General features: G+C 61.7%; 24 protein-coding genes and 1 rRNA gene. 16 read left to right on the forward strand and 9 right to left on the reverse strand.

Translation table 11 applies throughout. The features are described 5' to 3' along the window. The 4 genes from rrf to VGH41_RS16790 all read left to right on the forward strand — a co-directional run. Positions 1–88, forward strand: a 5S ribosomal RNA gene (gene rrf / locus VGH41_RS26655); the annotation flags it as partial. A gap of 381 nt (positions 89–469) precedes the next feature. Further along, positions 470–1177 (forward strand): translesion DNA synthesis-associated protein ImuA, encoded by a 708-nt coding sequence (imuA, locus tag VGH41_RS16780; protein WP_331598621.1) that lies wholly within the window; start codon positions 470–472, stop codon positions 1175–1177. Then, positions 1107–2576 (forward strand): DNA polymerase Y family protein, encoded by a 1470-nt coding sequence (locus VGH41_RS16785; protein WP_331598622.1) that lies wholly within the window; start codon positions 1107–1109, stop codon positions 2574–2576. Before imuA ends, VGH41_RS16785 begins: the two co-directional genes overlap by 71 nt. A 6-nt stretch (positions 2577–2582) precedes the next feature. Beyond that, on the forward strand, positions 2583–5732 hold the full coding sequence (locus VGH41_RS16790; protein ID WP_331598623.1) for an error-prone DNA polymerase: 3150 nt from the start codon (positions 2583–2585) through the stop codon (positions 5730–5732). Between the two features lie 37 nt (positions 5733–5769). Here VGH41_RS16790 and VGH41_RS16795 read toward each other — a convergent pair whose 3' ends face one another. Together VGH41_RS16795 and VGH41_RS16800 are read right to left on the reverse strand one after the other, a co-directional pair. Next, positions 5770–6690, reverse strand: coding sequence for an SDR family oxidoreductase (locus VGH41_RS16795; protein ID WP_331598624.1), 921 nt, complete (start codon positions 6688–6690; stop codon positions 5770–5772). Between the two features lie 13 nt (positions 6691–6703). Beyond that, positions 6704–6916, reverse strand: coding sequence for a heavy-metal-associated domain-containing protein (locus tag VGH41_RS16800; protein WP_331598625.1), 213 nt, complete (start codon positions 6914–6916; stop codon positions 6704–6706). Positions 6917–7098: 182 nt separating this feature from the next. On the opposite strand from VGH41_RS16800, the gene cueR reads away from it, so the two are divergent. From cueR to VGH41_RS16815, 3 genes are all read left to right on the forward strand, one after another. Then, entirely contained in the window at positions 7099–7521 is a 423-nt protein-coding gene (gene cueR / locus VGH41_RS16805; RefSeq protein WP_331598626.1) for a Cu(I)-responsive transcriptional regulator, read from the forward strand. 298 nt (positions 7522–7819) lie between these two features. Next, the gene (locus VGH41_RS16810) at positions 7820–7966 is read left to right on the forward strand and encodes a DUF3563 family protein (RefSeq protein WP_331598627.1); all 147 of its coding nucleotides are present in this window, start codon (positions 7820–7822) and stop codon (positions 7964–7966) included. A 268-nt stretch (positions 7967–8234) separates the two neighbouring features. Continuing rightward, positions 8235–8582 (forward strand): hypothetical protein, encoded by a 348-nt coding sequence (locus VGH41_RS16815; protein WP_331598628.1) that lies wholly within the window; start codon positions 8235–8237, stop codon positions 8580–8582. A gap of 132 nt (positions 8583–8714) precedes the next feature. Here VGH41_RS16815 and VGH41_RS16820 read toward each other — a convergent pair whose 3' ends face one another. Further along, positions 8715–9560 (reverse strand): 23S rRNA (adenine(2030)-N(6))-methyltransferase RlmJ, encoded by an 846-nt coding sequence (locus tag VGH41_RS16820; protein ID WP_331598629.1) that lies wholly within the window; start codon positions 9558–9560, stop codon positions 8715–8717. Between the two features lie 252 nt (positions 9561–9812). Continuing rightward, complete coding sequence (locus tag VGH41_RS16825; RefSeq protein WP_331598630.1) at positions 9813–10784, reverse strand: aldo/keto reductase; 972 nt, start codon at positions 10782–10784, stop codon at positions 9813–9815. A 243-nt stretch (positions 10785–11027) separates the two neighbouring features. Here VGH41_RS16825 and VGH41_RS16830 point away from each other — a divergent pair, with 243 nt between their 5' ends. Beyond that, the gene (locus VGH41_RS16830) at positions 11028–11825 is read left to right on the forward strand and encodes a 3-hydroxybutyrate dehydrogenase (protein WP_331598631.1); all 798 of its coding nucleotides are present in this window, start codon (positions 11028–11030) and stop codon (positions 11823–11825) included. 10 nt (positions 11826–11835) lie between these two features. Next, positions 11836–13074, forward strand: a complete 1239-nt coding sequence (locus VGH41_RS16835; RefSeq protein WP_331598632.1) for a patatin-like phospholipase family protein — start codon at positions 11836–11838, stop codon at positions 13072–13074. A gap of 199 nt (positions 13075–13273) precedes the next feature. Here VGH41_RS16835 and VGH41_RS16840 read toward each other — a convergent pair whose 3' ends face one another. After that, on the reverse strand, positions 13274–14473 hold the full coding sequence (locus VGH41_RS16840) for an amino acid aminotransferase (protein ID WP_331598633.1): 1200 nt from the start codon (positions 14471–14473) through the stop codon (positions 13274–13276). Between the two features lie 499 nt (positions 14474–14972). Between VGH41_RS16840 and uvrB the strand changes: the two genes are divergently transcribed. The 6 genes from uvrB to VGH41_RS16870 all read left to right on the forward strand — a co-directional run bounded on the left by uvrB (position 14973) and on the right by VGH41_RS16870 (position 21192). Next, complete coding sequence (gene uvrB, locus VGH41_RS16845) at positions 14973–17066, forward strand: excinuclease ABC subunit UvrB (protein WP_331598634.1); 2094 nt, start codon at positions 14973–14975, stop codon at positions 17064–17066. 383 nt (positions 17067–17449) lie between these two features. Next, positions 17450–17998 carry an iron transporter gene (locus VGH41_RS16850; protein ID WP_331598635.1) on the forward strand — a complete coding sequence of 183 codons (549 nt, stop codon included), beginning with the start codon at positions 17450–17452 and terminating at the stop codon, positions 17996–17998. 87 nt (positions 17999–18085) lie between these two features. Continuing rightward, the gene (locus VGH41_RS16855; RefSeq protein WP_331598636.1) at positions 18086–18418 is read left to right on the forward strand and encodes a cupredoxin domain-containing protein; all 333 of its coding nucleotides are present in this window, start codon (positions 18086–18088) and stop codon (positions 18416–18418) included. A 68-nt stretch (positions 18419–18486) separates the two neighbouring features. Further along, positions 18487–19332: an FTR1 family iron permease gene (locus VGH41_RS16860; RefSeq protein WP_331598637.1), complete on the forward strand. Its 846-nt coding sequence runs from the start codon at positions 18487–18489 to the stop codon at positions 19330–19332. Next, positions 19329–20741, forward strand: a complete 1413-nt coding sequence (locus VGH41_RS16865; RefSeq protein ID WP_331598638.1) for a 4Fe-4S binding protein — start codon at positions 19329–19331, stop codon at positions 20739–20741. The genes VGH41_RS16860 and VGH41_RS16865 overlap by 4 nt, the downstream gene beginning before the upstream one ends. A 34-nt stretch (positions 20742–20775) precedes the next feature. Then, positions 20776–21192: a heme-binding protein gene (locus tag VGH41_RS16870; RefSeq protein ID WP_331598639.1), complete on the forward strand. Its 417-nt coding sequence runs from the start codon at positions 20776–20778 to the stop codon at positions 21190–21192. Between the two features lie 312 nt (positions 21193–21504). Here VGH41_RS16870 and hemP read toward each other — a convergent pair whose 3' ends face one another. The 4 genes from hemP to VGH41_RS16890 all read right to left on the reverse strand — a co-directional run bounded on the left by hemP (position 21505) and on the right by VGH41_RS16890 (position 23909). Continuing rightward, positions 21505–21765, reverse strand: coding sequence for a hemin uptake protein HemP (gene hemP, locus VGH41_RS16875; protein WP_331598640.1), 261 nt, complete (start codon positions 21763–21765; stop codon positions 21505–21507). A gap of 111 nt (positions 21766–21876) precedes the next feature. Next, a complete protein-coding gene (locus tag VGH41_RS16880; protein ID WP_331598641.1) occupies positions 21877–22359 on the reverse strand; it encodes an SRPBCC family protein in 483 nt (160 codons plus the stop codon). A 73-nt stretch (positions 22360–22432) separates the two neighbouring features. After that, entirely contained in the window at positions 22433–22831 is a 399-nt protein-coding gene (locus VGH41_RS16885; protein WP_331598642.1) for an OsmC family protein, read from the reverse strand. A gap of 205 nt (positions 22832–23036) precedes the next feature. Next, positions 23037–23909: a pirin family protein gene (locus tag VGH41_RS16890; protein WP_331598643.1), complete on the reverse strand. Its 873-nt coding sequence runs from the start codon at positions 23907–23909 to the stop codon at positions 23037–23039. Between the two features lie 123 nt (positions 23910–24032). Between VGH41_RS16890 and VGH41_RS16895 the strand changes: the two genes are divergently transcribed. After that, a complete protein-coding gene (locus VGH41_RS16895; RefSeq protein ID WP_331598644.1) occupies positions 24033–25049 on the forward strand; it encodes a LysR family transcriptional regulator in 1017 nt (338 codons plus the stop codon). The last annotated feature ends 254 nt before the right edge of the window (positions 25050–25303 follow it).

Here is a 25303-nt window from a genome sequence, read left to right on the forward strand (position 1 = left end):
ACCCCTTCCCATCCCGAACAGGACCGTGAAACGACTCCACGCCGATGATAGTGCGGATTGCCCGTGTGAAAGTAGGTAATCGTCAGGCTCCCCAGCAGCATCAGAAACCCCACCCCGCAACGGTGGGGTTTCTGCGTTTACCGCGCCGAAAAACCCCACCGGACACGTTCAGAGCTACTCGAAACCTCCCGCAATCTCTGACTACCGCCGTAACGGTGCTCAAAAACACTGTACAAATACTCAACCGGTACACATCGTCGGGCGGGCCTGCCGCGTTCATATGTGGTCCTCTGCAATGCCAAAAATCCACGGCATCATCTGCTAATAGCATTCATTTTCGCGCAAAAACGCCGAAAAATTGCATCGCTTCGCCGCTACACCCATTTTCTCCCTGTCTAAAAGTACCCGTTCAGGACAGGGATTTTGCGTGTAGGATACTGTATAAATATACAGGTTTATCCCACACGCAATGCCAGCCATCGCTATCAGCGCCGAAGAGATACATCCATCGCTCTGGCGGGCTTCACAGCTCGCACGGGGGCGGGGGCGCATGCTCGAAACGGGCTATCCCGCACTGTCGGCGGAGTTGCCAGGAGGCGGCTGGCCAGTCGGCTCGCTGATCGATCTGCTGGTTCAGCAGCCTGGCGTCGGTGAATTGCGGCTCTTACGGCCCGCGCTGAGCGAGCTCGGCGAGCGGCCGATCGCGCTGGTCCAGCCGCCGCATAGCCCGGACGGATTGGGACTGGGATATATCGGACTGGCGCTTGATTGTCTGTTGCAAATCAAGGCGTCGAACACTTCGGATGCCCTCTGGTCGGCCGAGCAGATTCTGCGTGCCGGCAGTTGTGGCGCGCTGATTCTGTGGGCGCAACACGCGCAGTCTTCATCGCTGCGGCGTTTGCATCTGGCCGCACAGTCATCCGAGACGCTGTTCATCATGGTCCGGCCGCTTACGGCGGCTCAGGATTCATCGCCGGCTTTGCTGCGGCTAGCGTTGCGACCGGCCGCAGAAGGTCTGATGGTCGATATCGTGAAACGACGAGGTCCAACACGCGCGGAACCTCTGTCGATTTCCCTTCAACCCACTCCAGTTCTGTTTTCCCGTCATGCGCGTCTTTCTCGCCGTCCACTTGCCGAAGTTGTCCCTCGAAGTCTTCCGACCGAGGTGGCTGCCTGAGCTGGCATTTGGCAGTGCCGTGCTCGAGAAAGACAAGGTAGTGAGTGCCGACAACGCGGCACGTGCCGCCGGCGTGTTGCCCGGCATGAAGCGCGGCGGCGTGCTGACGCTATCGCCGGAAACCGCGCTGTACGAGCGTGACATCGCACGCGAAGTTGCGGCGCAAAGCGAAGTCGGCACGGCGCTGATGAAGTTTTCGCCGGATGTGGCGTTGCTCGATGAAGCAGCGGTGATCGTCGAAGTCGGCGCAAGCCTGCGGCTTTTCGGTGGGCTGCTGTCGCTGTGCCGGCAAGCGAAGGCGATGCTCACTACCTTCGGCCTGACCGCGCGCATCAGTGCGGCGCCGACCGGGCAGGGTGCATGGCTGCTGGCCAGGCACGGCAATCAGCGCGTACTGCAACTCGCTTCGCTCGAACGCGTGCTGTCGCCACTGCCGATGTTCGCGGTGTCCGAAATCCGTCCGTTCGCCGACTGGTTCACGGGCTTGGGCTGCGAAACCATCGCGGACGTGCGCCGTTTGCCGCGCGCGGGTTTGCAGCGTCGTTGCGGCGAACATCTGCTGGATTCACTGGATCGTGCGTTCGGTACTGCTCCGGAGCTATTCGACTGGCTCGAGTTGCCGCCTACTTTTTCCGCGCGCATCGAATTGCCTGACCGTCTCGAGAATGCGGATGGCGCGGTGTTTGCCGCGCATCGGCTGATCGTGCAGTTGTGCGGCTGGCTGTGCGCGAAGCAACTGGCGGTGTCCGCGATCACGCTATCCATCGAACATGAGCGGGGCAGGCAAGCGCTGCCGCCGACGTTGATCGAAATCGCGCTGGGCGAGCCGACCTGGCGCGAAGAGCATCTGTTGCGTTTGCTCAAGGAGCGGTTGCATCGCGTGGAACTGGCGGCGCCGGCCATTGCATTGCGGCTCGATGCATCGAAGGTCGATTCGGCCGTGCCCGCTACGGACAGTCTTTTTCCAGAGCCGGGCGGCTCGCCGGAAGACCACGCGCGTCTGATTGAACTGCTGATAGCGCGTCTAGGCGACGAAAACGTGCTGCGTCCTGCGCCAACCGCGGATTACCGGCCGGAAGTTGCGAACCGTTGGGTGCCGGTCAGTCAGGCGGCGAAGAAGATCGTGCTGCCGGTGAATCTGCCGCGTCCCACGTGGATGCTGGCCACGCCGGTGCGTCTTTTGATGCGTCAGCATCGACCGTTCTATGGCTCGCCGCTACGGATGATGTCGCCGGGTGAGCGTATTGAAGCCGGCTGGTTCGATGGCGAACTCGTCACGCGTGACTACTTCGTCGCGCAAGCCGAGGATCGCAGCTGCTACTGGATTTACCGCGAGCGTGTCAGTAGCCGCGATGCCGAAGAAGAGCCGCGCTGGTTTCTTCACGGTCTGTTCGGATGACGCGCCATGGACACGACCTTCACCCCGTTGCCGGCCTACGCCGAGCTGTTCTGTTTTTCCAATTTCACGTTCCTGCATGGCGCGTCGCATGCGGAGGAACTCGTCGAGCGCGCCGCGCAGCTAGGTTATGCGGGGCTCGCCGTCACTGACGAATGTTCGCTTGCGGGCGTCGTGCGTGCGCACGTTGCCGCGAAGGAAAAAGGTTTCCCGCTCATCATTGGCTCGTATTTTCAGTTGCGCAATGCAGATAGCTCGCCGGCGTTCGGACTGATTCTGCTCGCGCAGAATCGCGAGGGCTACGGCAACCTGTCGGAGCTGATCACGCTTGCGCGAACCCGCGCGCCGAAGGGTGAGTACCGGCTGACCCCTCATGACCTGTCGCGACCGGATCGCGACAATGCGCATCTGCGCGGCATGCCCGATTGCCTCGCGATTCTGGTGCCCAACTTTCCCGCCAGGGAAGAAGCCCTGGAAGCGCAAATCGAATGGATGGATGAAACCTTTCCCGATCGCGCGTGGGTCGGTCTTGTGCTGCATCAGCGCGCGATGGACGATATCCATCGCGGTGCAGTCGAGTATGTCGCGGAGCGTCAGAACGTGCCGGTCGTCGCGCTCGGCAATGTCGTGATGCACGTGCGTTCGCGCAAGCCGTTGCAGGACACGATGACGGCAATCCGCGTCGGCAGGCCCGTGCATGAATGCGGTTACGATCTCGCGCCTAACGCGGAGCAGCATCTGCGCTCGCGGCTGCGCATTGCCAATCTTTATCCTGAGCAGAGCGTGCGCGAGACGATCAGCGTGCTCGGCCGCTGTGCGTTTTCGCTCGATCAGCTGCGTTACGAATATCCTGACGAACTCGTGCCTGAAGGCTTCACGCCTACCGAATATCTACGTCAAGAGACCTATATCGGCGCACAGCGGCGGTTTCCTTCCGGCATTCCGTACAAGGTTCAGGAGCAGATCGAAGCCGAACTGAGCGTCATCGCGGAGCTGGAATACGAGCCGTATTTCCTGACGGTCTATGACATCGTCCGTTATGCGCGCAGCCAGCACATTCTGTGTCAGGGGCGAGGGTCGGCGGCCAACTCGGTCGTGTGCTATTGCCTGACCATCACCGAGGTGGATCCGGCGCGCAGCAACATGCTGTTCGGGCGTTTCATTTCCAAAGAGCGCGGCGAGCCGCCGGATATCGACGTGGACTTCGAGCATCAGCGGCGCGAAGAGGTCATCCAGTACATCTATAACAAATACGGGCGTGATCGCGCGGCGATTGCGGCGGCGGTGTCCACCTACCGGCCGCGTGGTGCGCTGCGCGAGACGGGCAAGGCGCTCGGGATCGATGCGCAGATTGTCGATGCGGTCGCGAAGTCGCATCACTGGTTCGATAACAGTCAGGACCTGCTTAAGCGCTTCGAAGAGTCGGGTCTCAACCCTGAAAAGCCGCTGATTCAGGCCTGGGCGAAGCTGGCCTCGCAACTGCTCAACTTCCCCCGGCATCTGTCGCAGCATTCCGGCGGCTTTGTGATCAGCCGCGGCAAGCTCACGCGTCTCGTGCCGGTGGAGAACGCGGCGATGGCGGATCGCTCGGTGATCGAATGGGACAAGGACGATCTTGAATCGCTCGGACTTCTCAAGGTGGACGTGCTTGCACTCGGCATGCTGTCGGCGATCCGGCGCACGCTGGATCTCGTATCGGCACGGCGCGGCGAGCGCCTTGAGATGCAGGACATACCCGAGGGCGACGAAAAGACCTACGACATGATTTGCCGGGCCGATACGATCGGCGTGTTCCAGATCGAGTCGCGTGCGCAGATGAGCATGTTGCCGCGCTTGCGACCGCGTGAATACTACGACCTCGTCATCGAGGTAGCCATCGTGCGTCCTGGTCCGATTCAGGGCGGCGCGGTGCATCCGTATCTACGCCGGCGGCAGAACCTGGAACCGGAAATTTATCCGAGCGAAGATCTGAAAGTCGCACTGGGACGCACGATGGGTGTGCCGATTTTCCAGGAGCAGGTGATGCAGGTAGCGATGATCGCGGCCGGCTTCACGTCAGGCGAAGCAGACCAGCTGCGCCGTGCGATGGCCGCATGGAAACGCAAGGGCGGCCTGGAGAAGTACTACGACCGCATCGTCAATGGAATGCTGGAACGCGGCTACGAGCGCAGCTTCGCCGAGGCGATCTTCGAGCAGATCAAGGGCTTTGGCGAATATGGTTTCCCGGAGAGTCACGCGGCGAGTTTCGCCTTGCTCGTCTATACGAGCAGCTGGTTGAAGTGTCATGAGCCTGAGGCATTTCTCGCCGCCATGCTCAACAGTCAACCCATGGGCTTCTACTCGCCGTCGCAACTCGTGCAGGATGCGCAGCGGCATGGCGTCAAAGTGTTGCCGGTGGATGTGACTGTCAGCGGCTGGGACTCGACGCTCGAATCGCTCGAAGGAGCGCAACGGCCGGCAGTCCGTCTTGGCCTGTCGTTGCTGCGCGGCATGAGAGACGGCGCCGCGGAACGCATTGAGATTTCGCGCGCGGTGCGGCCGTTCAGGAGCGTGCATGACCTCGCGCGGCGCGCACAACTCGACCGGCACGATCTGCACGTGCTGGCCGACGCGAATGCGCTGGCCGCGCTCGCGGGCAATCGTCGTGAGGCATTGTGGCATTCGGTTGCCGCCGTGGCCGACAAGGACATGCTGGCTGTCGCCGCCGTGGAGGACGATACGCCGGCACTGGGCGCGCCATCGGAGGCGAATGAGATCGTTGCGGACTACCGGTCCACGGGGCTGACGCTCGGCCGTCATCCGCTGGAATTGTTAAGGCCGCAATTGCTGGCCAATCGGCTGATGCCGGCGGCGACGTTGCGCAGCTATCCTGATGGACGACTGGCGCGTGCTTGCGGGATCGTCACGGTCCGGCAGCGGCCGGGTACGGCGAAAGGCGTGATCTTCATGACACTCGAAGACGAGACCGGCAACGTCAATGTGATCGTGTGGCCGGGTCTGCTCGAGAAGCAGCGCAAGGAGGTGCTGGGCGCGTCGCTGCTCGCGGTGTACGGCGTCTGGCAGTGCGAAGGGGAAGTGCGCCATCTCGTTGCGCACCGGCTTGCCGATATGTCGCATCTGCTGGGCGGACTACAGTCCACCAGCAGGGATTTCTGCTGAAGCCATGCTTTTTCTGCGGCGTCCCGGCTTTGCGGCGTCAGGCGCTACCGCGCCAGGGAAACTTCGTCAGCACTTGCCGGATTGCCGTGTCGAACGGCGTGCGTCGGCCAATGCCCAGTGTTTCGAGCCGGTTTGAATCCAGATGGCAGTTGTGTGGGCGAGGCGTCGCATCCGTCGGCGTGTGCTGCGGCGTGAGCCGCGCTTCGACTTGCAGCGCTTCGGCGAGGCGTATCGCAATCTCGTATTTGGTCATCGGTTCGTCGCCCGACCATTGCACGATGCCGCGAATCGCTTCGCCACGCGCGTGCCGTTCCAGCATCTGACGGATCACCAGGGCGACATCGGGCGTGAAGGTCGGATAACGGATCGCCCACGCATCCATCACGGCAGGCTTTGTGTCGGCCGACGCGCTTGCCGATGCTGCGATGGCCGGTACCAGACTGGTCACCGCCGATTCCGCCCAATCGACAATCGGCCCATACAGCAGCGGCAAACGCAGCACACAGCCGAACCCGGTTGTCTCAGTGAGCGCTCGCTCGCCTTCCAGCTTGCTGTGGCCGTAAGCATTGAGCGGCGAGGGCTGCGCGTCGTCACGGTAGGGTGGGTGAGTGCCGTCGAACACGTAATCGGTGGAGATGGACAGCACCCACGCGCCACACTGCTGCGCCGCCGCGGCCAGCGTGCGGACCGCGTCGACGTTTAACGCCCGGGCAAGCGCAGGATCATGTTCGCAGATATCCGGACGACGTTCCGCCGCCGCAATGACAACGGCGTCCGGCGCCTCGCGCCCGATAAACTGCGCGACCGCCGGTTGATCGCGAATGTCGAGAGTGACAGTTTGCGAGCCGGGCCGCCGGAACGTGGTTGCAACGACTTGCCACCCCGCCTGCTGCGCCAGCTCGTCAACGAGGGCGCGGCCGAGCAAGCCGGACGCGCCGATGACCACGACCTTGAACATGCGCGCGTTCGCCTTAATGAGCGTTGGATGTGCCGACGACCGTATATCCGGCCTCGTCGATGGCAGCTTTGAGCGTATCTGCCGATTGCACCGAATCGACCGCCACGCGGCCGGCGGCCAGGTCAACCTTGACCTGTGCGGCGGCGTCCTGTTCGCGGATTGCGTTGGTTACCGCCGCCACGCAGTGCTGGCAGCTCATGCCTTCTACCTGAAATTCGATCGTCATCTGCTTTGCCTCTATCTGGAAAGTGAATACTGCATGGTTGAATAATTATGCGCGCCCGTTCGTACTTGAGTGGCTGACCTTGCCACCGTGGGAAGGTGTAGGATCGGCACACATTGCAAACGAGTTGCACGGGACCCAGGTTGGCGCTGAAGCGTTACCTCGGGTCGACAAGGGAAACGGTCATGAACATTGGTGAAGCGGCCCGCGCGTCGGGCGTCACGGCGAAGATGATTCGCTATTACGAAAGTGTCGGCCTGCTGGCAGCAAAAGCCCGTACGACGGCTGGATACCGTGTTTACGGTCAACAGGAAGTGCACTCGTTGCGCTTTATCCGCCAGGCGCGTCGTCTGGGCTTCCTCGTCGAGGACATTCGCCGTCTGCTGGCACTGTGGCAGGACCGGTCGCGGGCGAGCGCCGAAGTGAAGGCAATCGCTCTGGAGCACGTGGCGGATCTGGATCGCCGCATTGCCGAACTCACGGAAATGCGCGACACGCTGTCGCATCTTGCCGATCATTGCCACGGCGACGCGCGGCCCGATTGTCCGATCATCGAAGGTCTGGCCGATCCGGAAATGGCCTCCAGGCAGTCGTGCCACAGCGCCTGACCTTGAAGAGGTGCAACCCGGGCCTGGAACTACCGCACTCCGGAAGCCTGATTGCACTGATATGGTGCATCTTTGCACTCGTTCATTTCGATTCGAGAGATTTAGTTTTCTTAATTCCATAAAAATCAGAGGGTTGAATCGGAAATTAAGATGCACCATTCCAAAACGGAATGCACGTCATTCGTGCATTTCACTAGGCAGCGTGCTCCAAAGGTCTATAATCGGGGTTAACCCTTCATAAGGGAAATCCCTGATGCCCAATCCACCGGGGATTCATTTCTGATCCTTGGAGAACATCATGTTTGCGTACATCCTTGAAAAGCTGAGCACCTGGTTTGAAACCGCAGAACGTAGCCGTCGTGAGGCTTACCTTGCGTCGTCGTCGGATATCGTTCAGCTCGAACAGCGCATCCGTTCGCTCGAAACGAACGGCTACTCGCTGTAAGGGCATCCGAAGCAGGTTTGACTTGCAGCGCGCAGCGGCGCAGTCGCTGTTGAAAAGCAGTCGAGTTGTACAGCAGGCCCCGTATAGACGGGGCTTTGTCACATCTGGACCCTGCGTTGGCGTTTGATGAGTCACTCGCTGGCTTCCCTTCACGTTTCGTTCAATATGGACTAGCTTGAACGTTGCCACCGCGGTAAGGTAAAGCGTTTTTTGCGCATTCTGCGTATTCTGTGTTTTCCGGCCCTTTCACCCTTTTCGCGGTCCGCTCATGCTTCCAGTCCGTCTGATTCGCATCTTGCAGGGCGCTGTCGTTCCGGTACTCTTCACCACGCTCTCGCTGTCGGCGCCCGCCGCGTTCGCCGCCTCCGGCGGTCAGCCGCTGATACTCGATACGCAGCACGGCATCAGCGACGGCCAGGGCGGCACCGTGCTTCAGACCGCGCCGCTTTCGCACCAGCGGATCGTGCAGGCGCAGCCGATCGCGTCGCCAACCGAATTGGCGCCGAATTCTTCCGGGCCGTTGATCGTCGAGCCTTATATCCAGTTGCCTCGCGGGGGCGGTACGCCGACGCCACGTCCGAAGCCGCAGCCACGTCCGGCACCGCCGCAACAGTAGGTTAGTGATTTACCAAGGCGGGAACGCTTTAGGAAAGCGTGTGTGTTGAGAAAGCGCGCCTGAGGTCGGTGCAAACGGCTCCTGCGCGTGCGCGACGCTGATTTTCCGCGTCGCGTAGCCGGAGCCGTGCAATCAATCGCCGCGATGTTCCAGCTTGAATTGCGCAGCCTTGTCTTGTCCCAACGCCTGAACCAGCCACGGCATCGTGTCCTTGAGCGTCTTCGCCAGCGTGTACGGCGGGTTCAGGATGAACATGCCGCTGCCGAACAGGCCAAAACCGTCCGAAGGCGGATTGCTGACAGTCAGCGTGACATGCAACCAGTTGCGCTCCTGAAGCTTCTTTAACTGGTCGGGAAAACGTTGCGACTCGGGGCGTGTCACTTGCGGATACCACACCGCATAGGTTCCGGTGGCAAAGCGCTTGAGACTTTCCTCGACGCAGTTCAGCGTGCGCGAGTAGTCTCGCTTGTCTTCAAACGACGGATCGATCAGCACCAGTGCGCGTCGCGGCGGTGGCGGCAGCAAGGCCTTGACGCCATCGAAGCCGTCTCCCGCATATAGCATGGCGCGCCGTCCGGCATCGCGGAAGTTGTGCTGCAGCACGTCGATTTCAGTGCTGTGCAGCTCGAACAGGCGCATGCGGTCCTGTTCGCGCATCAGCCGCCAGGCGAGGTACGGCGAACCGGGGTAGAAACGCAGATTACCGTCTGCATTGAGCGCGGCCACCTCGTCGACATAGTCGGCCAGCATTGGCGGCAGATCGTTGCGCCCCCACAGCTTGCCGATGCCGGTCTCGAATTCGCCCGTCTTGGTCGCATAGCCTTCCTTCAGTGAATAGACGCCGGCGCCCGCGTGCGTGTCGATGTACCAGTAGGCCTTGTCTTTCTGGGCAAGGTAGCGCAGCAGCTGCACGACGACGGCGTGCTTCAGGACGTCGGCATGATTGCCTGCGTGAAAGGCGTGGCGGTAGCTAAGCATGATGAAATGAGACTCGAAAGAGGGCGTGCCGGTCTAAGTCGGTGCCCGGAACGGGCGGCACGGCTGACTCCCGGTTTGGGATCCGTAATCGCGATTCGCTGCGCGAGCGGTGCGCACGTGCAATGCGGTCGCGTATTGTACGCGAGGCCGCCTTGCACTCCGAATCCGCCGCGGCTCCGATCATTTCCGCAAGCGGACCGCGCGCGCCGTAGGGCACCCTATGTGGGCTGACTACCGCCCCCAATCACACGTTCACGCGTAAGCGTCGCCGACGATCTCTTCGATCTTCAGCTTCACCTCTGGCGTGATTTTCGCGGCCACTTCCTGCGCTTTCATGTTCTCGGCGATCTGCTCCACGCGCGACGCGCCGGTGATGACCGTGCTGACATGCGGGTTCTTGAGAATCCACGCAATCGCGAGCTGGCCGACCGTGCACCCCAATTCGTCCGCCACACCGCCGAGCTTGGCCACCACGCTGTTCTTGCCTGCGTCCGTCACCTGCTGGCGCAGCCAGTCGTAGCCCTGCAGTTGAGCGCGGCTATCAGCTGGCACGCCATCACGGTACTTGCCGGTCAACAGGCCTGAAGCCAGTGGGCTCCACGTCGTCAAGCCAAGGCCGATGTCTTCATAGAGCCGCTTGTATTCCTGTTCGACGCGCTTGCGGTGGAACAGGTTGTACTGTGGCTGTTCCATGACAGGCTTGTGAAGGTGATGCCGTTCGGCGATTTCGTACGCCGCCCGAATCTCGTCAGCGCTCCATTCCGAGGTGCCCCAGTAGAGCGCCTTGCCGCGCGTGATCATGTCGCTCATCGCCCAGACCGTTTCCTCCACAGGTGTGTTGGGATCGGGACGATGGCAGAACACCAGATCCACGTAGTCGAGTTGCAGGCGCTGCAGCGAGGTGTCAATGGCGTTCAGCAAGTACTTGCGGTTCAGCGTGTGATACTGGTTCGGCGCCTCCTGCAGGCCCCAGAAAAACTTGGTCGACACCACATAGCTGATGCGCGGCCAGGCCAGTTCCTTCAGCGCGTGACCCATGATTTCTTCGGATTGGCCGCCGGCATACACCTCGGCGTTGTCGAAGAAGTTGACCCCCGCGTCGCGTGCGGCCGCCAGTGATTCGCGTGCCGCCCGGCGATCCACCTGGTTGCCATACGTAACCCAGGAACCGATGGACAGTTCACTGACCTGCAGACCGGAACGGCCGAGACGTCGATAGTTCATGCATTTCTCCTTGCAAGGTGATGCAACGGGCATCCCTTCCTGTCAGCGGAATTACCCCGAAAACACATAGTTTAAAGAGATACGGTTCGCTGTGCGATTTCCCGCTGTGTTTCACAGGCTTCATGCACAATAGCATCGTTGGCCGCAGTGCAGCATTCGTCTGAATGGCCTATGCCGTTTGGTCAGCTTTACGCCGCCTGTGCGCCGTGGTGTCATTGCTCATCAACCGTATGGAGGCTCTGGATGTCGTCACTAAACACGAATCTGAATGGCAAGGTCGCGGTCGTTACGGGCGCGGCGAGCGGAATCGGCAAGCAGATCGCGCTGACCTTGTCGGCAGCGGGCGCGGCCATTGCGATTGCCGATCTGAACCAGGATGGCGCTAACGCTGTTGCTGAAGAGATCAAAAAGGCCGGCGGCAAGGCGATTGGCGTGGCAATGGACGTCACCAGCGAAGAGGCGGTCAATCAGGGTATCGACAGGGTCGCGGCGGAACTCGGATCGGTTGACATCCTGATCTCAAACGCCCGCATTCAGATCGTCAATCCGATCGAGAACTATGCATTTTCAGACTGGAAGAAGATGCAGGCTATCCACGTCGATGGCGCCTTTCTTACCACCAAGGCGGCATTGAAGCACATGTACAAGGACGATCGCGGCGGCATCGTGATCTACATGGGTTCGGTTCACTCGCACGAAGCATCGCCGCTGAAGTCGGCATATGTTGCTGCCAAGCACGCCTTGCTCGGCCTCGCGCGCGTGCTGGCGAAGGAAGGCGCGAAACACAACGTGCGCTCGCACGTAGTCTGTCCGGGTTTCGTGCGCACACCGCTCGTCGACAAGCAGATTCCTGAGCAGGCCAAAGAGCTCGGCATCAGCGAGGCCGAGGTGATTCGCAACGTCATGCTCGGCGGCACCGTGGACGGCGTCTTCACCACGGTGGAAGACGTTGCGCAAACCGTGCTGTTCCTGTCGACCTTCCCGAGCGCGGCATTGACCGGTCAGTCCTTCATCGTGAGTCACGGCTGGTTCATGCAATAAGGGGGCGGTCATGGCGCAACGCAATGTCAAGCGGGCGCGTGCCGGCACTGTGGGGGACGGCGACGGCGAGCATGCCGTTGCAGCGGCCGGCGTTCGCGCCGACCGGCATCTCGAGGTGCCGCAGTACGAAACCGTCGCGCTGATGCTGCAAGGAGGGGGCGCACTGGGCGCCTACCAGGCCGGCGTTTATCAGGGCCTTCACGAAGCGGGCATTACGCCCAACTGGATTGCCGGCATTTCGATCGGCGCGTTAAATACGGCGATCATCGCGGGCAATGCGCCGGAGCATCGCGTGACGCGGTTGCTCGAATTCTGGGAGACGATTTGTCAGCCGGCGTACGCACCGCCGTTGCCGCCGTTCATCGAACACGCGCTGTTCAATTCGGCTGATTCGGTTCGCAAGGCATTCACCGCATTGCAGGCAACCGGGGCGATCGTCCAGGGGCAGAAGGGCTTTTTTGTGCCGCGCTTCCCGCCGCCCCTGCCAACCCTATCCGGGCCGCCGCAAGACGCCAGTTACTACGATACGTCGCCCATGAAGGAGACACTCGAAAAACTGTGCGATTTCGACCGGATCAACTCGGGTGAAACGCGTGTCTCGGTGGGTGCGGTGAATGTCGGTACCGGCAACTTTGCGTACTTCGACAACACGCGCATGAAGCTACGGCCGGAGCATTTCATCGCGTCGGGCGCGTTGCCGCCCGGTTTCGGTGCCATGGAAATCGACGGGCAGTACTACTGGGACGGCGGCTTGATGTCGAACACGCCGCTCTACGAAGTATTGCAAACCACGCCCCGTCACGACACGCTCGCATTTCAGGTGGATCTGTGGAGCGCCATCGGACCGGTGCCGGACAATATCACCGACGTCCAGGGTCGTATGAAGGACATTCAGTACTCGAGTCGCACGCGCCTCGTGACCGACATGTTGCAGCGGTCACAACGCTTCAGGCATGTGTTGCGCGAGGTGCTCACCCGCGTCGCACCGGAACATCGGGACGACCCGTGGTGCAAGCTGGCGGACGAGCTATCCTGTTCGAAGCGCTACAACGTCATCCATCTGATCTACCGGCAGAAGGAGTACGAAGGGCATTTCAAGGATTTCCAGTTTGGCCTGTCCACCATGCAGGAACACTGGGAAAGCGGCTTGCAGGACATCCGCGCGTCGCTGGTGCAGCCGGACTGGCTGGCAATGCCCGATAACGACGCTGGGTTCGTCACGCACGACATCCATCGCGATACTCGCTGATGTTTCTGCAGGGCACCGTTATCGGCCCCGCCGCTGCAATGCGGGTGTGGAGACGGCACTGGAACTGGCTGCCTCACGACCGGTGAAGATGCGGCAAACATGCAGCAAATAAAAACGGCGCCCAGATCTTCTGGGCGCCGTTTTTTCGACCGCTACGTTTTTTGCTAAGGCCGCGTACTGCTTCAGGCCGTCACCAGCCTTACTTCAGAACCTGAGCAATTGCGCTGGCCACGGCATCGAGATTGCGCGTGTTCAGCGCGGCCACGCAGATGCGGCCGGTGCTCACTGCGTAGATGCCGAATTCTTCACGCAGACGGTCCACTTGCGACGCCGTCAGACCTGAGTACGAGAACATGCCGCGCTGTGCGTTCACGAAGCTGAAGTCGCGGTCCACGCCGTTGGCCTTCAGACGCTCGACCAGACCGTTACGCATTGCGCGAATGCGGTCGCGCATTTCGCCCAGTTCGGTTTCCCACGTTGCGCGCAGTTCCGTCGAACCGAGCACGGCTGCGACAACCGAGCCGCCGTGCGTCGGCGGGTTCGAATAATTCGTGCGGATCACGCGCTTGAGCTGCGACAGCACGCGCGCCGCTTCTTCCTTGCTGCTGGTGATGATGGACAGCGCGCCGACGCGCTCGCCATACAGCGAGAACGACTTCGAGAACGACGACGAGACGAACACGTTCAATTCAGCCAGGGCGAACAGGCGCACCGCCGCAGCGTCCGCTTCGATGTTGTCGCCGAAACCTTGATAGGCGATGTCGAGGAACGGCACCAGTTGGCGCGCCTTGACCACTTCGACGATCTGTTGCCACTGCGCGGCCGTCAGATCGACGCCGGTTGGGTTGTGGCAGCATGCGTGGAGCACGACGACGGTACCGGCCGCATAGCTGTTGAGCGCCGTCAGCATGCCTTCGAAGTTCACGCCGTTGGTCGCCGCGTCGTAGTACGGGTACGACATCACTTCGAAACCTGCGCTTTCAAACAGCGCGCGGTGGTTTTCCCAGCTCGGGTCGCTGATGGCGACCTTGGCGCCCGGGTTCAGGCGTTTCAGGAAGTCGGCGCCGATCTTCAGCGCACCCGTGCCGCCCAGCGCCTGCGCGGTTACCACGCGGCCCGCGGCGATCAGCGGCGAATCATTGCCGAGCAGCAGCTTCTGCACCGCGGCGTCGTAGGCGGCAATGCCTTCGATGGGCAGATAGCCGCGCGGCAGCGCCGCTTCGACCCGGGCCTTTTCCGCGTCGCGCACGGCGCGCAGCAGCGGAATCTTGCCTTCTTCGTTGAAGTACACGCCCACGCCAAGGTTGACCTTGGTGGCGCGGGTATCGGTGTTGAAGGCTTCGTTCAGGCCCAGGATCGGGTCGCGGGGCGCAAGTTCGACGGCGGAGAACAGAGACATGATGGTTCGGCAGTAGTAAAAAGAGGGTCGGCTTCGAGCGTGGCCGCGGCCCGGCGACGGGCGCGTGAGCGGGGCCAGGGTCCTGAGTGCGGACACCGGCCGGCAGCAGCGAGCGCAGCATGCCATTGTAACGAATCTCACGGCGATTTTCGGGGCGTCCTGACTGCACAGACGGATTATTCGCTTGAAAAACAGCGCTTTGGCATCATTTCCGTCAAGCGGGCAGCGCTGCGCCGGCCACCGTGACGAAAGCCCAAAACCGGGCCGCGACAAGCTCAGAAAACAGGAACGTCCGAAGTATCTGCACGCCACAGGCCTGCGTCCCCGCGTGCACGGGAACCACCCGCATGCACGGGAATCACGGCCGGAGCCGCGCAGAACCTGCCCATCTCTCGCGTGCAACTAACCGCAAAGCGCCGGCCCGTGTCCGTCCGGCGCTCAGCCCGCGATCCCGCAAACCGCTAGAATGGTTCTTTGCCCAGGCCCTGGTGCCGCATCCATGTCCGAACATCATCTGACTGAAGTCAACGACGCCCTCGACGAGTCGAAATTCGTGACGTTCGAAGGCTCGCCGTTCCAGCTTTACCAGCCATATCCGCCCGCCGGCGACCAGCCCACCGCCATCAATACCCTCGTGGAAGGCGTCGAAGACGGTCTGTCGTTCCAGACGCTGCTGGGCGTAACGGGTTCCGGCAAGACCTTCACGATGGCCAATACGATTGCGCGCCTCGGCCGCCCGGCCATCGTGTTCGCGCCGAACAAGACGCTCGCCGCGCAGTTGTACTCGGAGTTCCGCGAGTTCTTCCCGCGTAACGCGGTCGAATACTTCGTCTCCTACTATGACTACTATCAGCCGGAAGCGTACGTGCCGCAGCGCGACCTGTTCATCGAAAAGGACTCGTCGATCAACGAGCACATCGAACAGATGCGCCTTTCGGCCACCAAGAGCCTGATGGAGCGGCGCGATGTGGTGATCGTCGCCACGGTGTCGGCCATCTACGGTATCGGCAATCCGTCTGAATATCATCAGATGATCCTGACGCTGCGTGCCGGCGACCGGATCGGTCAGCGCGACATCATCGCGCGGCTGATTGCGATGCAGTACAGCCGTAACGAAACCGAGTTCCAGCGCGGCGCGTTCCGCGTGCGCGGCGACACGATCGACATCTTCCCGGCGGAACACGCCGAGATGGCGGTGCGCGTCGAGCTGTTCGACGATGAAATCGAAACACTGCAACTGTTCGATCCGCTAACGGGCCGTGTGCGCCAGAAGATCCCGCGTTTTACGGTGTATCCGTCGTCGCACTATGTGACGCCGCGCGAGACCGTGATGCGCGCAGTCGAAACCATCAAGGCGGAACTGCGCGAGCGGCTCGAATTCTTCTACAAGGACGGCAAACTGGTGGAGGCGCAGCGTCTCGAGCAGCGCACCCGCTTCGATCTGGAAATGCTGCAGGAGCTGGGCTTCTGCAAGGGCATCGAGAACTATTCGCGGCACTTCTCGGGCGCCGCGCCCGGCGAGCCGCCGCCCACCCTCGTCGATTATCTGCCGGGCGACGCGCTCATGATGCTCGACGAATCTCATGTGCTGATCGGTCAGTTGAACGGCATGTATAACGGCGACCGCGCGCGCAAGGAAAATCTGGTCGACTACGGTTTTCGGCTGCCTTCGGCGCTCGATAACCGGCCGCTCAAGTTCAACGAATTCGAGCGCAAGATGCGCCAGGTGGTGTTCGTCTCGGCCACGCCCGCCGACTACGAACAGAAGACGGCCGGGCAGGTGGCCGAACAGCTGGTGCGTCCCACCGGCCTCGTCGATCCGGAAATCGAGGTGCGTCCGGCGCGCAGTCAGGTCGACGACGTGCTGTCCGAAATCAACGAACGGGTCAAAGCGGGCGACCGCGTGCTCGTCACGGTGCTGACCAAGCGCATGGCCGAGCAGCTGACCGAATTCCTCGCCGATCACGGTGTGAAGGTGCGCTATCTGCATAGCGACATCGACACGGTCGAGCGCGTCGAAATCATCCGCGATCTGCGTCTGGGCACCTTCGACGTGCTGGTGGGGATCAACCTGCTGCGCGAAGGTCTGGACATTCCGGAAGTGTCGCTGGTGGCAATTCTCGACGCGGACAAGGAAGGCTTCCTGCGTGCCGAGCGCTCGCTGATTCAAACCATCGGGCGCGCCGCGCGTAACGTGAACGGCAAGGCCATTCTGTATGCGGACCGCATCACCGATTCGATGCGCCGCGCGATCGACGAAACCGAGCGGCGCCGCAACAAGCAGATTGCCTTCAACCTCGAGAGGGGCATCACGCCGCGCGGAGTGGTCAAGCGCATCAAGGACATCATCGACGGTGTCTACAACGTCGACGAAGCCCGTGCCGAACTCAAGGAGCAGCAACAGCGCGCCAGGTTCGAGGACATGTCGGAGAAGCAGTTGTCCAAGGAACTCAAGCGCCTCGAAAAGCAGATGATGGAGCACGCCAAAAATCTCGAATTCGAAAAGGCGGCCCAGACGCGCGATCAACTCGCGCTGCTGCGTGAGCGCGTGTTCGGGGCGAATGTCGGTGACCATCTGACCGGCACTGACTGATCCGCAGCAAGGCTGGCTGTGCGGGCGCTCTGCCGCGCGGCCGGCTTGTCGTGTCCGACTTCCTCTCCGCTGACGCCGCCGCGTCATCCTTCAAGCCGCCACACGGTACACGCCGCACGGCACACGCCGCGCCATGGCCGGCGGCGCGCCGCTGCCTTAACTCCAGCTTAAGCCCCTTCGACTGTAAGTCCTTTGTCCACAAGGGCTTTGCGGCGCAAGCATTTGTCCCCCGCTGCGAACGATGATAAACTCGATCCAATATTGAGAATGGTTCGCATTAACGTTCGTAATCCGTTCCAATCCGGTCGAAGGGAAAGTGGGGCGCCTGTTTCAGTTTCCGGTCCTCGTTTTCGTCGTCTCAAGTCTAAAAACAAGGAGTTTCAATGCGGGTTTCTTCTTTCTTGCGCGGTGGCGTAGCTGCTATCGCCGCGGTGGCCGCCGTCATGGCCGGCGCCGCTGAGTTTCCCATTGGCAAGCAGCAGATTCAGGGCGGCATGGAGATCGGCGCAGTGTACCTGCAGCCGATCACGATGGAACCGGAAGGCATGATGCGCAAGGCGTCGGATTCGGACGTCCACCTGGAAGCCGACATCCACGCGGTCAAGAACAACCCGACCGGCTTTGCCGAAGGGGACTGGATGCCGTATCTGCAGGTGAGCTACGAGTTGACGAAGGCCGGCTCGGCCCAGGCGCAGAAGGGCGACATGATGGCAATGGTCGCCGACGACGGCCCGCACTACGGCGACAACGTCAAGTTGCAAGGTCCCGGCAAATACCACCTGAAGCTTTTCATCGCCCCGCCGATGCAAACCGGCCATATGGCCTTCGGCCGTCACGTCGACAAGGAAACCGGTGTGGGTCCGTGGTTCAAGCCGTTCACGCTCGAGTACGACTTCACGTACGCCGGTATCGGCAAGAAGGGCGGGTATTGATGATTGACGCGCGTGCATGCGGCAGCCGGCGCCTTTCGGCGTAGGCACCGCGTGCAGCCGTGCTGGGTTCTACCAAAGAAAGGGCCAATGAGAGTCAACCGAAAGATTGCGATCCTCGCCATGACCACCTCGCTCGTCGGCGTGGCGCATGCCGCCGACCTGCCGACCTTCCAGCTGGAAATGACGGATGGCAAGCTCAATCCGGTGCGCATCGAAGTACCCGCCGGGCAGCGCATCAAGATTGAAGTGCGCAATACGGGCAAGGGCGCGGCTGAATTCGAAAGCGTTCAGTTGCGCAAGGAAAAAGTGCTGGCGCCGGGCGCGGACTCGTTCGTGGTGATCGCGCCGCTGTCGCCGGGTGAATATAAGTTCTTCGACGATTTTCACCAGCAGGCCCAGGGCGTGATCGTCGCGAAATAGGTCACGGCGGTTGGTAGTCAGTCAGGATGCGGGCGCCATGCGTTCGCTCAAGCTGTAGGAGAAGTTCGATGGGTCAGGTTGTGTTCATCGTGTGGCGGGAGAGCGTCGAAGCGCTGCTGGTCGTCGGTATTCTGTATGCGTGGCTGAAGAACGGCGACGAAGACGCGCAACGCGGCCTGCCGTACCTGTGGGCGGGGGTTGGCATCGGCATTCTGGCGGCGGTGGCGCTGGGCGCGGCGCTGGTCGGCTTTACCGAGGTGCTGTCCGGCGACGCGCAGGACTATTTCCAGACTGCCATGGTGCTGGTCGCCTGCGTGCTGATCGTGCAAATGGTGCTGTGGATGAAGCAGCACGGCCGCACGCTCAAGCGTGACATGGAACAGTCGCTGCAAAAGAGCACGCGTGATTCGAACTGGTTGGGCGTGGCGGTGCTGGTCGCGCTGGCCATTGCCCGCGAAGGCAGCGAGACGGTGATCTTCCTGTATGGCCTCGGATTCGGCCAGTCGGGCCACGTGGCCGGCAGCCAGATGCTGGCGGTTCTGATCGGCCTTGCCCTTGCGTTCCTGACCTTTTACGCGCTGCAATTGGGCGGCAAATTCTTCTCGTGGCGGCTCTTTTTCCGCGTCACGGAAATCATGCTGCTGTTCCTCGGCGCAGGGCTGTTTCAGACCGGCGTGGACAAGCTGATCGACAAGGAAATTCTGCCCACCATCGTCGATCAGCTGTGGGACACCTCGAAGCTGCTTGACGACTCCAGCACCTTCGGTTCGCTCGTCGCCACGCTGACCGGCTATCGCGCGCATCCGGCGTTGATGAACCTGATTGCGTACGTGGCGTATTGGGCCGTGGTCTATCTGCTGGTGCGCCGTGCGAATCGCCGGCCGGCGCAGCAAGCGGCGGGACGCGCAGCATGAGCGACGTGTTGCGCCGCACCCGTCAACGAGGCCGTCTCGCCGAGGCGGGCCAGTGGATGCAACGCCATGGGGCGTTGATTCGGGGCGTCCAGTGGGGGGTGGTCGCGGTCTACGCGCTGCTGATTCTCGTGCCGGCCGTGATGCCGCTGCCCGACGAAACGGCGCATCTGTGGAACAACCTCACGCTTGCCGCGCAGTTCGTGTTCTGGGGTATCTGGTGGCCGTTCGTGCTGCTTTCGATGGTGATGCTCGGGCGCGTGTGGTGCGGCGTGCTGTGCCCGGAAGGCGCGCTCGCCGAATTCGCCAGCAAATACGGCCGCGGCTGGGCCATTCCACGCTGGATGCGCTGGGGCGGTTGGCCCTTCGTGGCGTTTGGACTGACCACCATTTACGGACAGATGGTGAGCGTCTACCAGTATCCCAAAGCGGTGTTGCTGGTGCTGGGCGGCTCGACCTTCGCGGCGATGATCATCGGTTTGCTCTACGGGCGAGAGAAACGCGTCTGGTGCAAATACCTCTGCCCCGTCAACGGGGTTTTTTCGCTTCTGGCGCGGCTCGCGCCGTTTCACTACAAGGTTGATGAAGACGCGTGGCGCCGCTCGTACAAAGAGGGCGAACATGGCCATCGCGTGATTCCGATCAACTGTGCGCCGCTCGTGCCGCTGCGCAACATGAAGGGCGCGTCGTCGTGTCATATGTGCGGCCGCTGCAGCGGTCACCGTGATGCGATTGCGCTGACGTGGCGCGCGCCGTCGTCGGAGGTGGTCGAGCTGGGCGACAGGCAGGCGAGCGCATGGGATACCGCTCTCATCCTGTATGGCCTGCTCGGCATCGCGATCGGCGCGTTTCACTGGACCGCCTCGCCGTGGTTCATCGAATTGAAGACGTTCCTCGCGACCTGGCTGATCGATCGCAACATCACCTGGCCGCTCGACACCAACGCACCGTGGTTCCTCTTCACGCACTACCCCGAGCAGAACGACGTGTTTTCGTGGCTGGACGGCATGATGGTGATCGGCTATATCCTCGCCACAGGGCTCGTCTACGGCACGACCTTGCTGGTCGTGCTAATGGGCGCGACGCGCACGCTGGGCCGCTTCGACTTCGTACGGCTGCATCATCTGGCGCAGGGGCTGATTCCGCTTGCCGGGGCCGGCGTGTTCCTTGGACTCTCGGCGACCACGCTGTCGCTGCTGCGCGCGGAACACGTGCCGCTGTGGTGGGCGTCGGACGTGCGTATCGCGATACTGGTGGTGTCCAACCTGTGGAGCGCGTGGCTCGCGTGGCTCGTTACGCGGCGCTATAGCGAACGGCTTTTCCAGCGCGGCCTTGCAATGGTATGGTTCACCATCGCGCTCGCGGTCGTCGATAGTGCCTGGTGGCTCATGTTCTGGGGCTGGACGCGCTAACGGCGTGTTGAGTTCAGCAACAGAGAGGCTGCCTGTGAGAACCAAACCTGCACTGACCGACGAAGACGTCAAGAAGATGGCTGCCGCTGCCGAAGCGCACGCGGTTGCCAATCAATGGAAGGTGACCGTTGCGATCTTCGACGACGGCGGTCATCTGCTCCATCTGCACCGCATGGATGGCACCGCGCCCAGCACTGTCGAAATGGCCATGGGCAAGGGCCGCACGGCCGTGATCGGGCGCCGCGAAACCAAGGTCTACGAAGATATCGTCAAGAACGGCCGCACGGCGTTCCTGAGCGCGCCGCTCGTCGCCATGGTGGAGGGCGGCGTACCGATCGTCTTCGAAGAGGAGGTGGTCGGCTCGATTGGCGTGTCCGGCGTAAAGTCCGAGCAGGATGCGGCGGTGGCTCGCGCCGGCATTGCCGCGCTTGGGATTGCCGCAGAGCGTTAAAGGACTGACGCAGCCTCGCCGGCTTGCGTGTTGCGTCGTTGAGTCCAGACGCCTCGCCGCGCCGCCAAAGCAAAAGCCGCGGGATGTCTTCATCCACGCGGCTTCGTCAATCCAGACACATTCAGTTGTTGCGACACGCGCCATCACGCATGTCCGCATTGGGTGAGAACCAAAAAAACGGCCTGGCTTGCTGCGACGGCTGGCTTGGTGTCTGCACGAAGGGGTCTAGTTCTCACGTGCAAGCCGTCGTGGCTGGCTAATGCCCAACACCTCTCGAAGAGGTGGTCCCCACAATACCCGGTACGTCTGTCGTTACTTCGTCAGAATCAGTTTGCCCAGCCGTGTGGCGCGAAGCTGGTAAGTCTCACCGTTGTGCACGATGCTCACGTGACTGCGGCCTTTCAACAATGTTTCACTGCTGACAGCGGGCGCTGCGGTTGCCGCGACGCTGCTGCTGCGCTCAGCGACAGCGCGGGGTGCGACGGCCGTCGTACTGGCTTTCGGACGGCTGGTTAGCGCGGCAGCGGCGGGGCGGCGCAGGCTAAGCGTGGGAGAGCGCGTGAGGTCGGTCATTCGTGCCATCGGTTAGTCGATTCGATGGAGTAATTCTAAATGATAACTATTCCTATTTACAAGGTTGGTGAATTCATCGGAAGGGCATTCCGATAGCCATTGTCCATTCGTTCAGTGCAATGCACCCGGCTCCTTGGGAGACTGCACATACTGGCGAATCAGCCGCACCGTGTCGATGTCCGATTCGCGATACGCCGACTTGACGATCTCTTGCGTCTGGCGCGCGTCCTGATCATCCGAAACGGGCAGCGTGGTTGCGTACTCGAAGCGCAGGAACAATTGCAGTTCGTCCGGCTGCTCGATGCTCATTGTCAGTGACCCGCCCACGTAGGTTTCCGTGGCGAGGATGTCATAGCGCACGCTGTCTTTCGCCAGCAGCGTGACGCGGTCGCGCACGCTCACCTGCCCGTAGTGCAATTCGCGCTCGAGGGTGCTCTCGGTGCGCGACAGGATCGTGCACGAGTCGAGTCCCAGTACGAACAGTTGCGGCTGCTCGGCGCGTAGCACCAGTCCTTCCCACAACTGCTCGCGCGTCATGGCTTCGACGAACGGATTCAACGGATCGTTGATCTGGATAAGGTGTTCGAAATTCAAGACGACGGCTTCCTCTGTAAGCACTGCGTTACGTTCAAATGTCGGCGCGCTGCGACACGCCGCGCGTCCTGTGTCAGGCGGCGGTCAGACCCGTGCGCACCGAAATCGGTTGCGTCAGGATCTTGTGAACCGGGCACGCATTGGCGATTTGCAATAGACGTTCCCGCTGCTCGTCGCTGAGATCGCCTTCGAGCACGATGCGCCGGTCAATGGTCGAACCTGCGTCGCCGGTCTCGATCGACAACGTGACGCGCACATCTCCGAGTGGCCAGCCTTTGCGCTGCGCATACATCTTCAGCGTGATGGACGTGCAGGCGCCGAGGCTGGAGAGCAGAAGCGACACCGGACCAGGGCCCCGATCGCCGCCACCGAGCGACTCCGGTTCGTCGGCAAGCCACGTGTGCTTGCCATCGTCGAGAAGAACCTGAAAATTCGTCGAGCCGATGTGGGCGGTGAGGGTGGACTCTGCCATGCGTGCTCCTGAACAGGGACGGGATTTGCCGCACGGCGCAATGGCTGCGGCGCGCGGTATGAATTGCTATTGTGAACGAATTTGTGTGGATCCGCCCCTCGCGTGCCAGTGCGTCGAGCGAGGCGTAGCAACGACGAGCGACGACGGGGCGGTTGCAGCCACGCGTCGCACGGCGGCGCGGGCGCGCTCACCGCACCCTATGCATCTAGTGCGCGATCTGTCCCATGCGGCCGGCCTGATAGTCGGTCACGGCCTGGCGAATCTCGTCTTCGGTGTTCATTACGAAGGGACCATAGCGCACCACCGGTTCCTTCAACGGCACGCCGCCGAGCAGCAGGACTTCGAGCGGCTCGTCGCCGGCGGCGAGCATTACCGTGTCGCCGTCGTTGTTGAACACCACCATCTGTTGCGCGTCGATCTCGCGCCCCGCGTCGCCATACAGGCCCTTGCCCGCCAGCGCGTACGCGAACACGCGGTAGTTCGGCGGCACCGGATGAACGATTTTCGCGCCCGGCTGCAGCGAAAAATGCTGATACAGGATCGGCGTGCGGGTTTCGATGGCGGCATTCACGCCGAGCGCTTCGCCGGCAATCACTTTCACGCGCACCTTGCCGTCTTCGGACGTGGCAACCGGAATCTTCGACGACGGCATTTCCTGGTAGCGCGGCGCGATCATTTTGTCGCTGCGCGGCAGGTTCACCCACAATTGCAGACCGTGCACGCGGCCGCCCGTGCGGATGAATTCCTCGCCCGGCATTTCGCTGTGGACCACGCCGGCGCCTGCGGTCATCCATTGCACGTCACCGGCGCGCAATGTGCCCGAGTGGCCGGCTGAATCCTTGTGGCCGAACTCGCCTTCCAGCACGTAGGTGACCGTTTCGAAGCCACGGTGCGGGTGGTCCGGCGCGCCCTTGGCTTCACCCGGCGCGTAGTCGACCGGACCCATTTCGTCCAGCAGCAGAAACGGATCGAAGTCCATCAGCAGCCGGGTCGGAAACGGGCGGTGGACGATAAAGCCGCCGCCTTCGGTCGTGCGAACCGCGGGATACGTACGTTCGATCGTGCGTGTCGAGCTCATCAAAAGTCACCTTGAAAAATGGGGAATAGCGTTATTTCTGAAACATGGAGCTATTATAGGGACCGTTTTCTGCGGTGGCAGCCATCGTCACGCAATGGATTGTTCTATTCATGGAACGATGAGATGAAGATCGATTCACATAACCTGAACGACCTGATGTACTTTTCTCAGGTCGTCGAACACGGTGGTTTTTCCGCTGCCGAGCGCGTGCTGGGCATCTCCAAGTCGCGCCTGTCGCGCCGTTTGACGGAGTTGGAGGCGTCGCTCGGCGTGCGCCTGCTGCAGCGCTCCACGCGCAAGCTCGCGCTGACCGAGGCGGGCCAGCTGTTTTACCAGCACTGTCAGGCCATGCTTTCCGAGGCGCAGGCGGCCGTCAACGTGGTGCAGCAGTTGCGTTCGTCGCCGCGCGGCACGGTACGCGTCAGTGTGCCCGTCACCATGTCGCAGACGCTGCTGTCGCAGATCCTGCCGGAATTCATGCACCGCTATCCGGAAGTACGCGTGGTGATGCGCGTGACCAATCGCGTGGTCGACCTGTTCGAAGATTCGATCGACGTCGCGCTGCGCGTGCGTTCCGAGCCGCCAGAAAACGCCAATATCGTGGTGCGACCGCTGTGGCGCACCGAGCAGATGCTGGTGGGTGCGCCGAGCCTGCTGCAGCAGAATGCACCGCCGCTGTTGCCCGCCGACCTGAGCCACTTCGAGACCCTCGATACGCCGACCACCGACGGCCGTCACGTGTTCCAGCTGATCGCGCCGGATGGCACGCGTCACGCTATCGAACACGAACCGCGTCTCGTCAGCGCCGACCTGATGACAATCCGCGAGGCCGTGCTGGCGGGCGTGGGCATCGCGGCGCTGCCCGAGATGATGTATGGCGCAGCGCTGCGCGCGGGGCAACTGTCGCCGGTCATGCCGGGCTGGACGCTGCCTGCGCCGCAACTCTACGCAGTGTTCGTGTCGCGTCAGGGGATGGTGCCGGCGGTTCGCGCATTCGTCGACTACCTGGTCGAAATGCTGGATCCGGATACCGGCAAGCACATCATGGGCGAATGCCCTGCCGCTGAAGAAAAGCGCAAAACCGAGCGCACCGTTGTCACGCCGCTTGCCGCGTCGGCTTCGATTTCTGCAACCGCATAAGCGCATGCAATCAAGTGGCGAGCCAGCACGTGCGTATCGCTTTTGGCATTTAAGCGTCGCCGGTGATGAGTACTTTCAATGGCTGTTTGCTTGAATGCGGACGCTGACGGGCTTATAGTGAAATCCCTTCGCTAAGGAGTCTCTTATGCGGAAACTCATGGCCGCTATCATAGCGAGCCTGATAGGGCTGAGCGCGCTGTCCGTGTCGACCACGGCCGTCGCATGTGGTGATCCAACGAGCTCTCAACAAACTT

The sequence above is a fragment of the Paraburkholderia sp. genome, assembly GCF_036488795.1.
Lineage (GTDB): Bacteria > Pseudomonadota > Gammaproteobacteria > Burkholderiales > Burkholderiaceae > Paraburkholderia.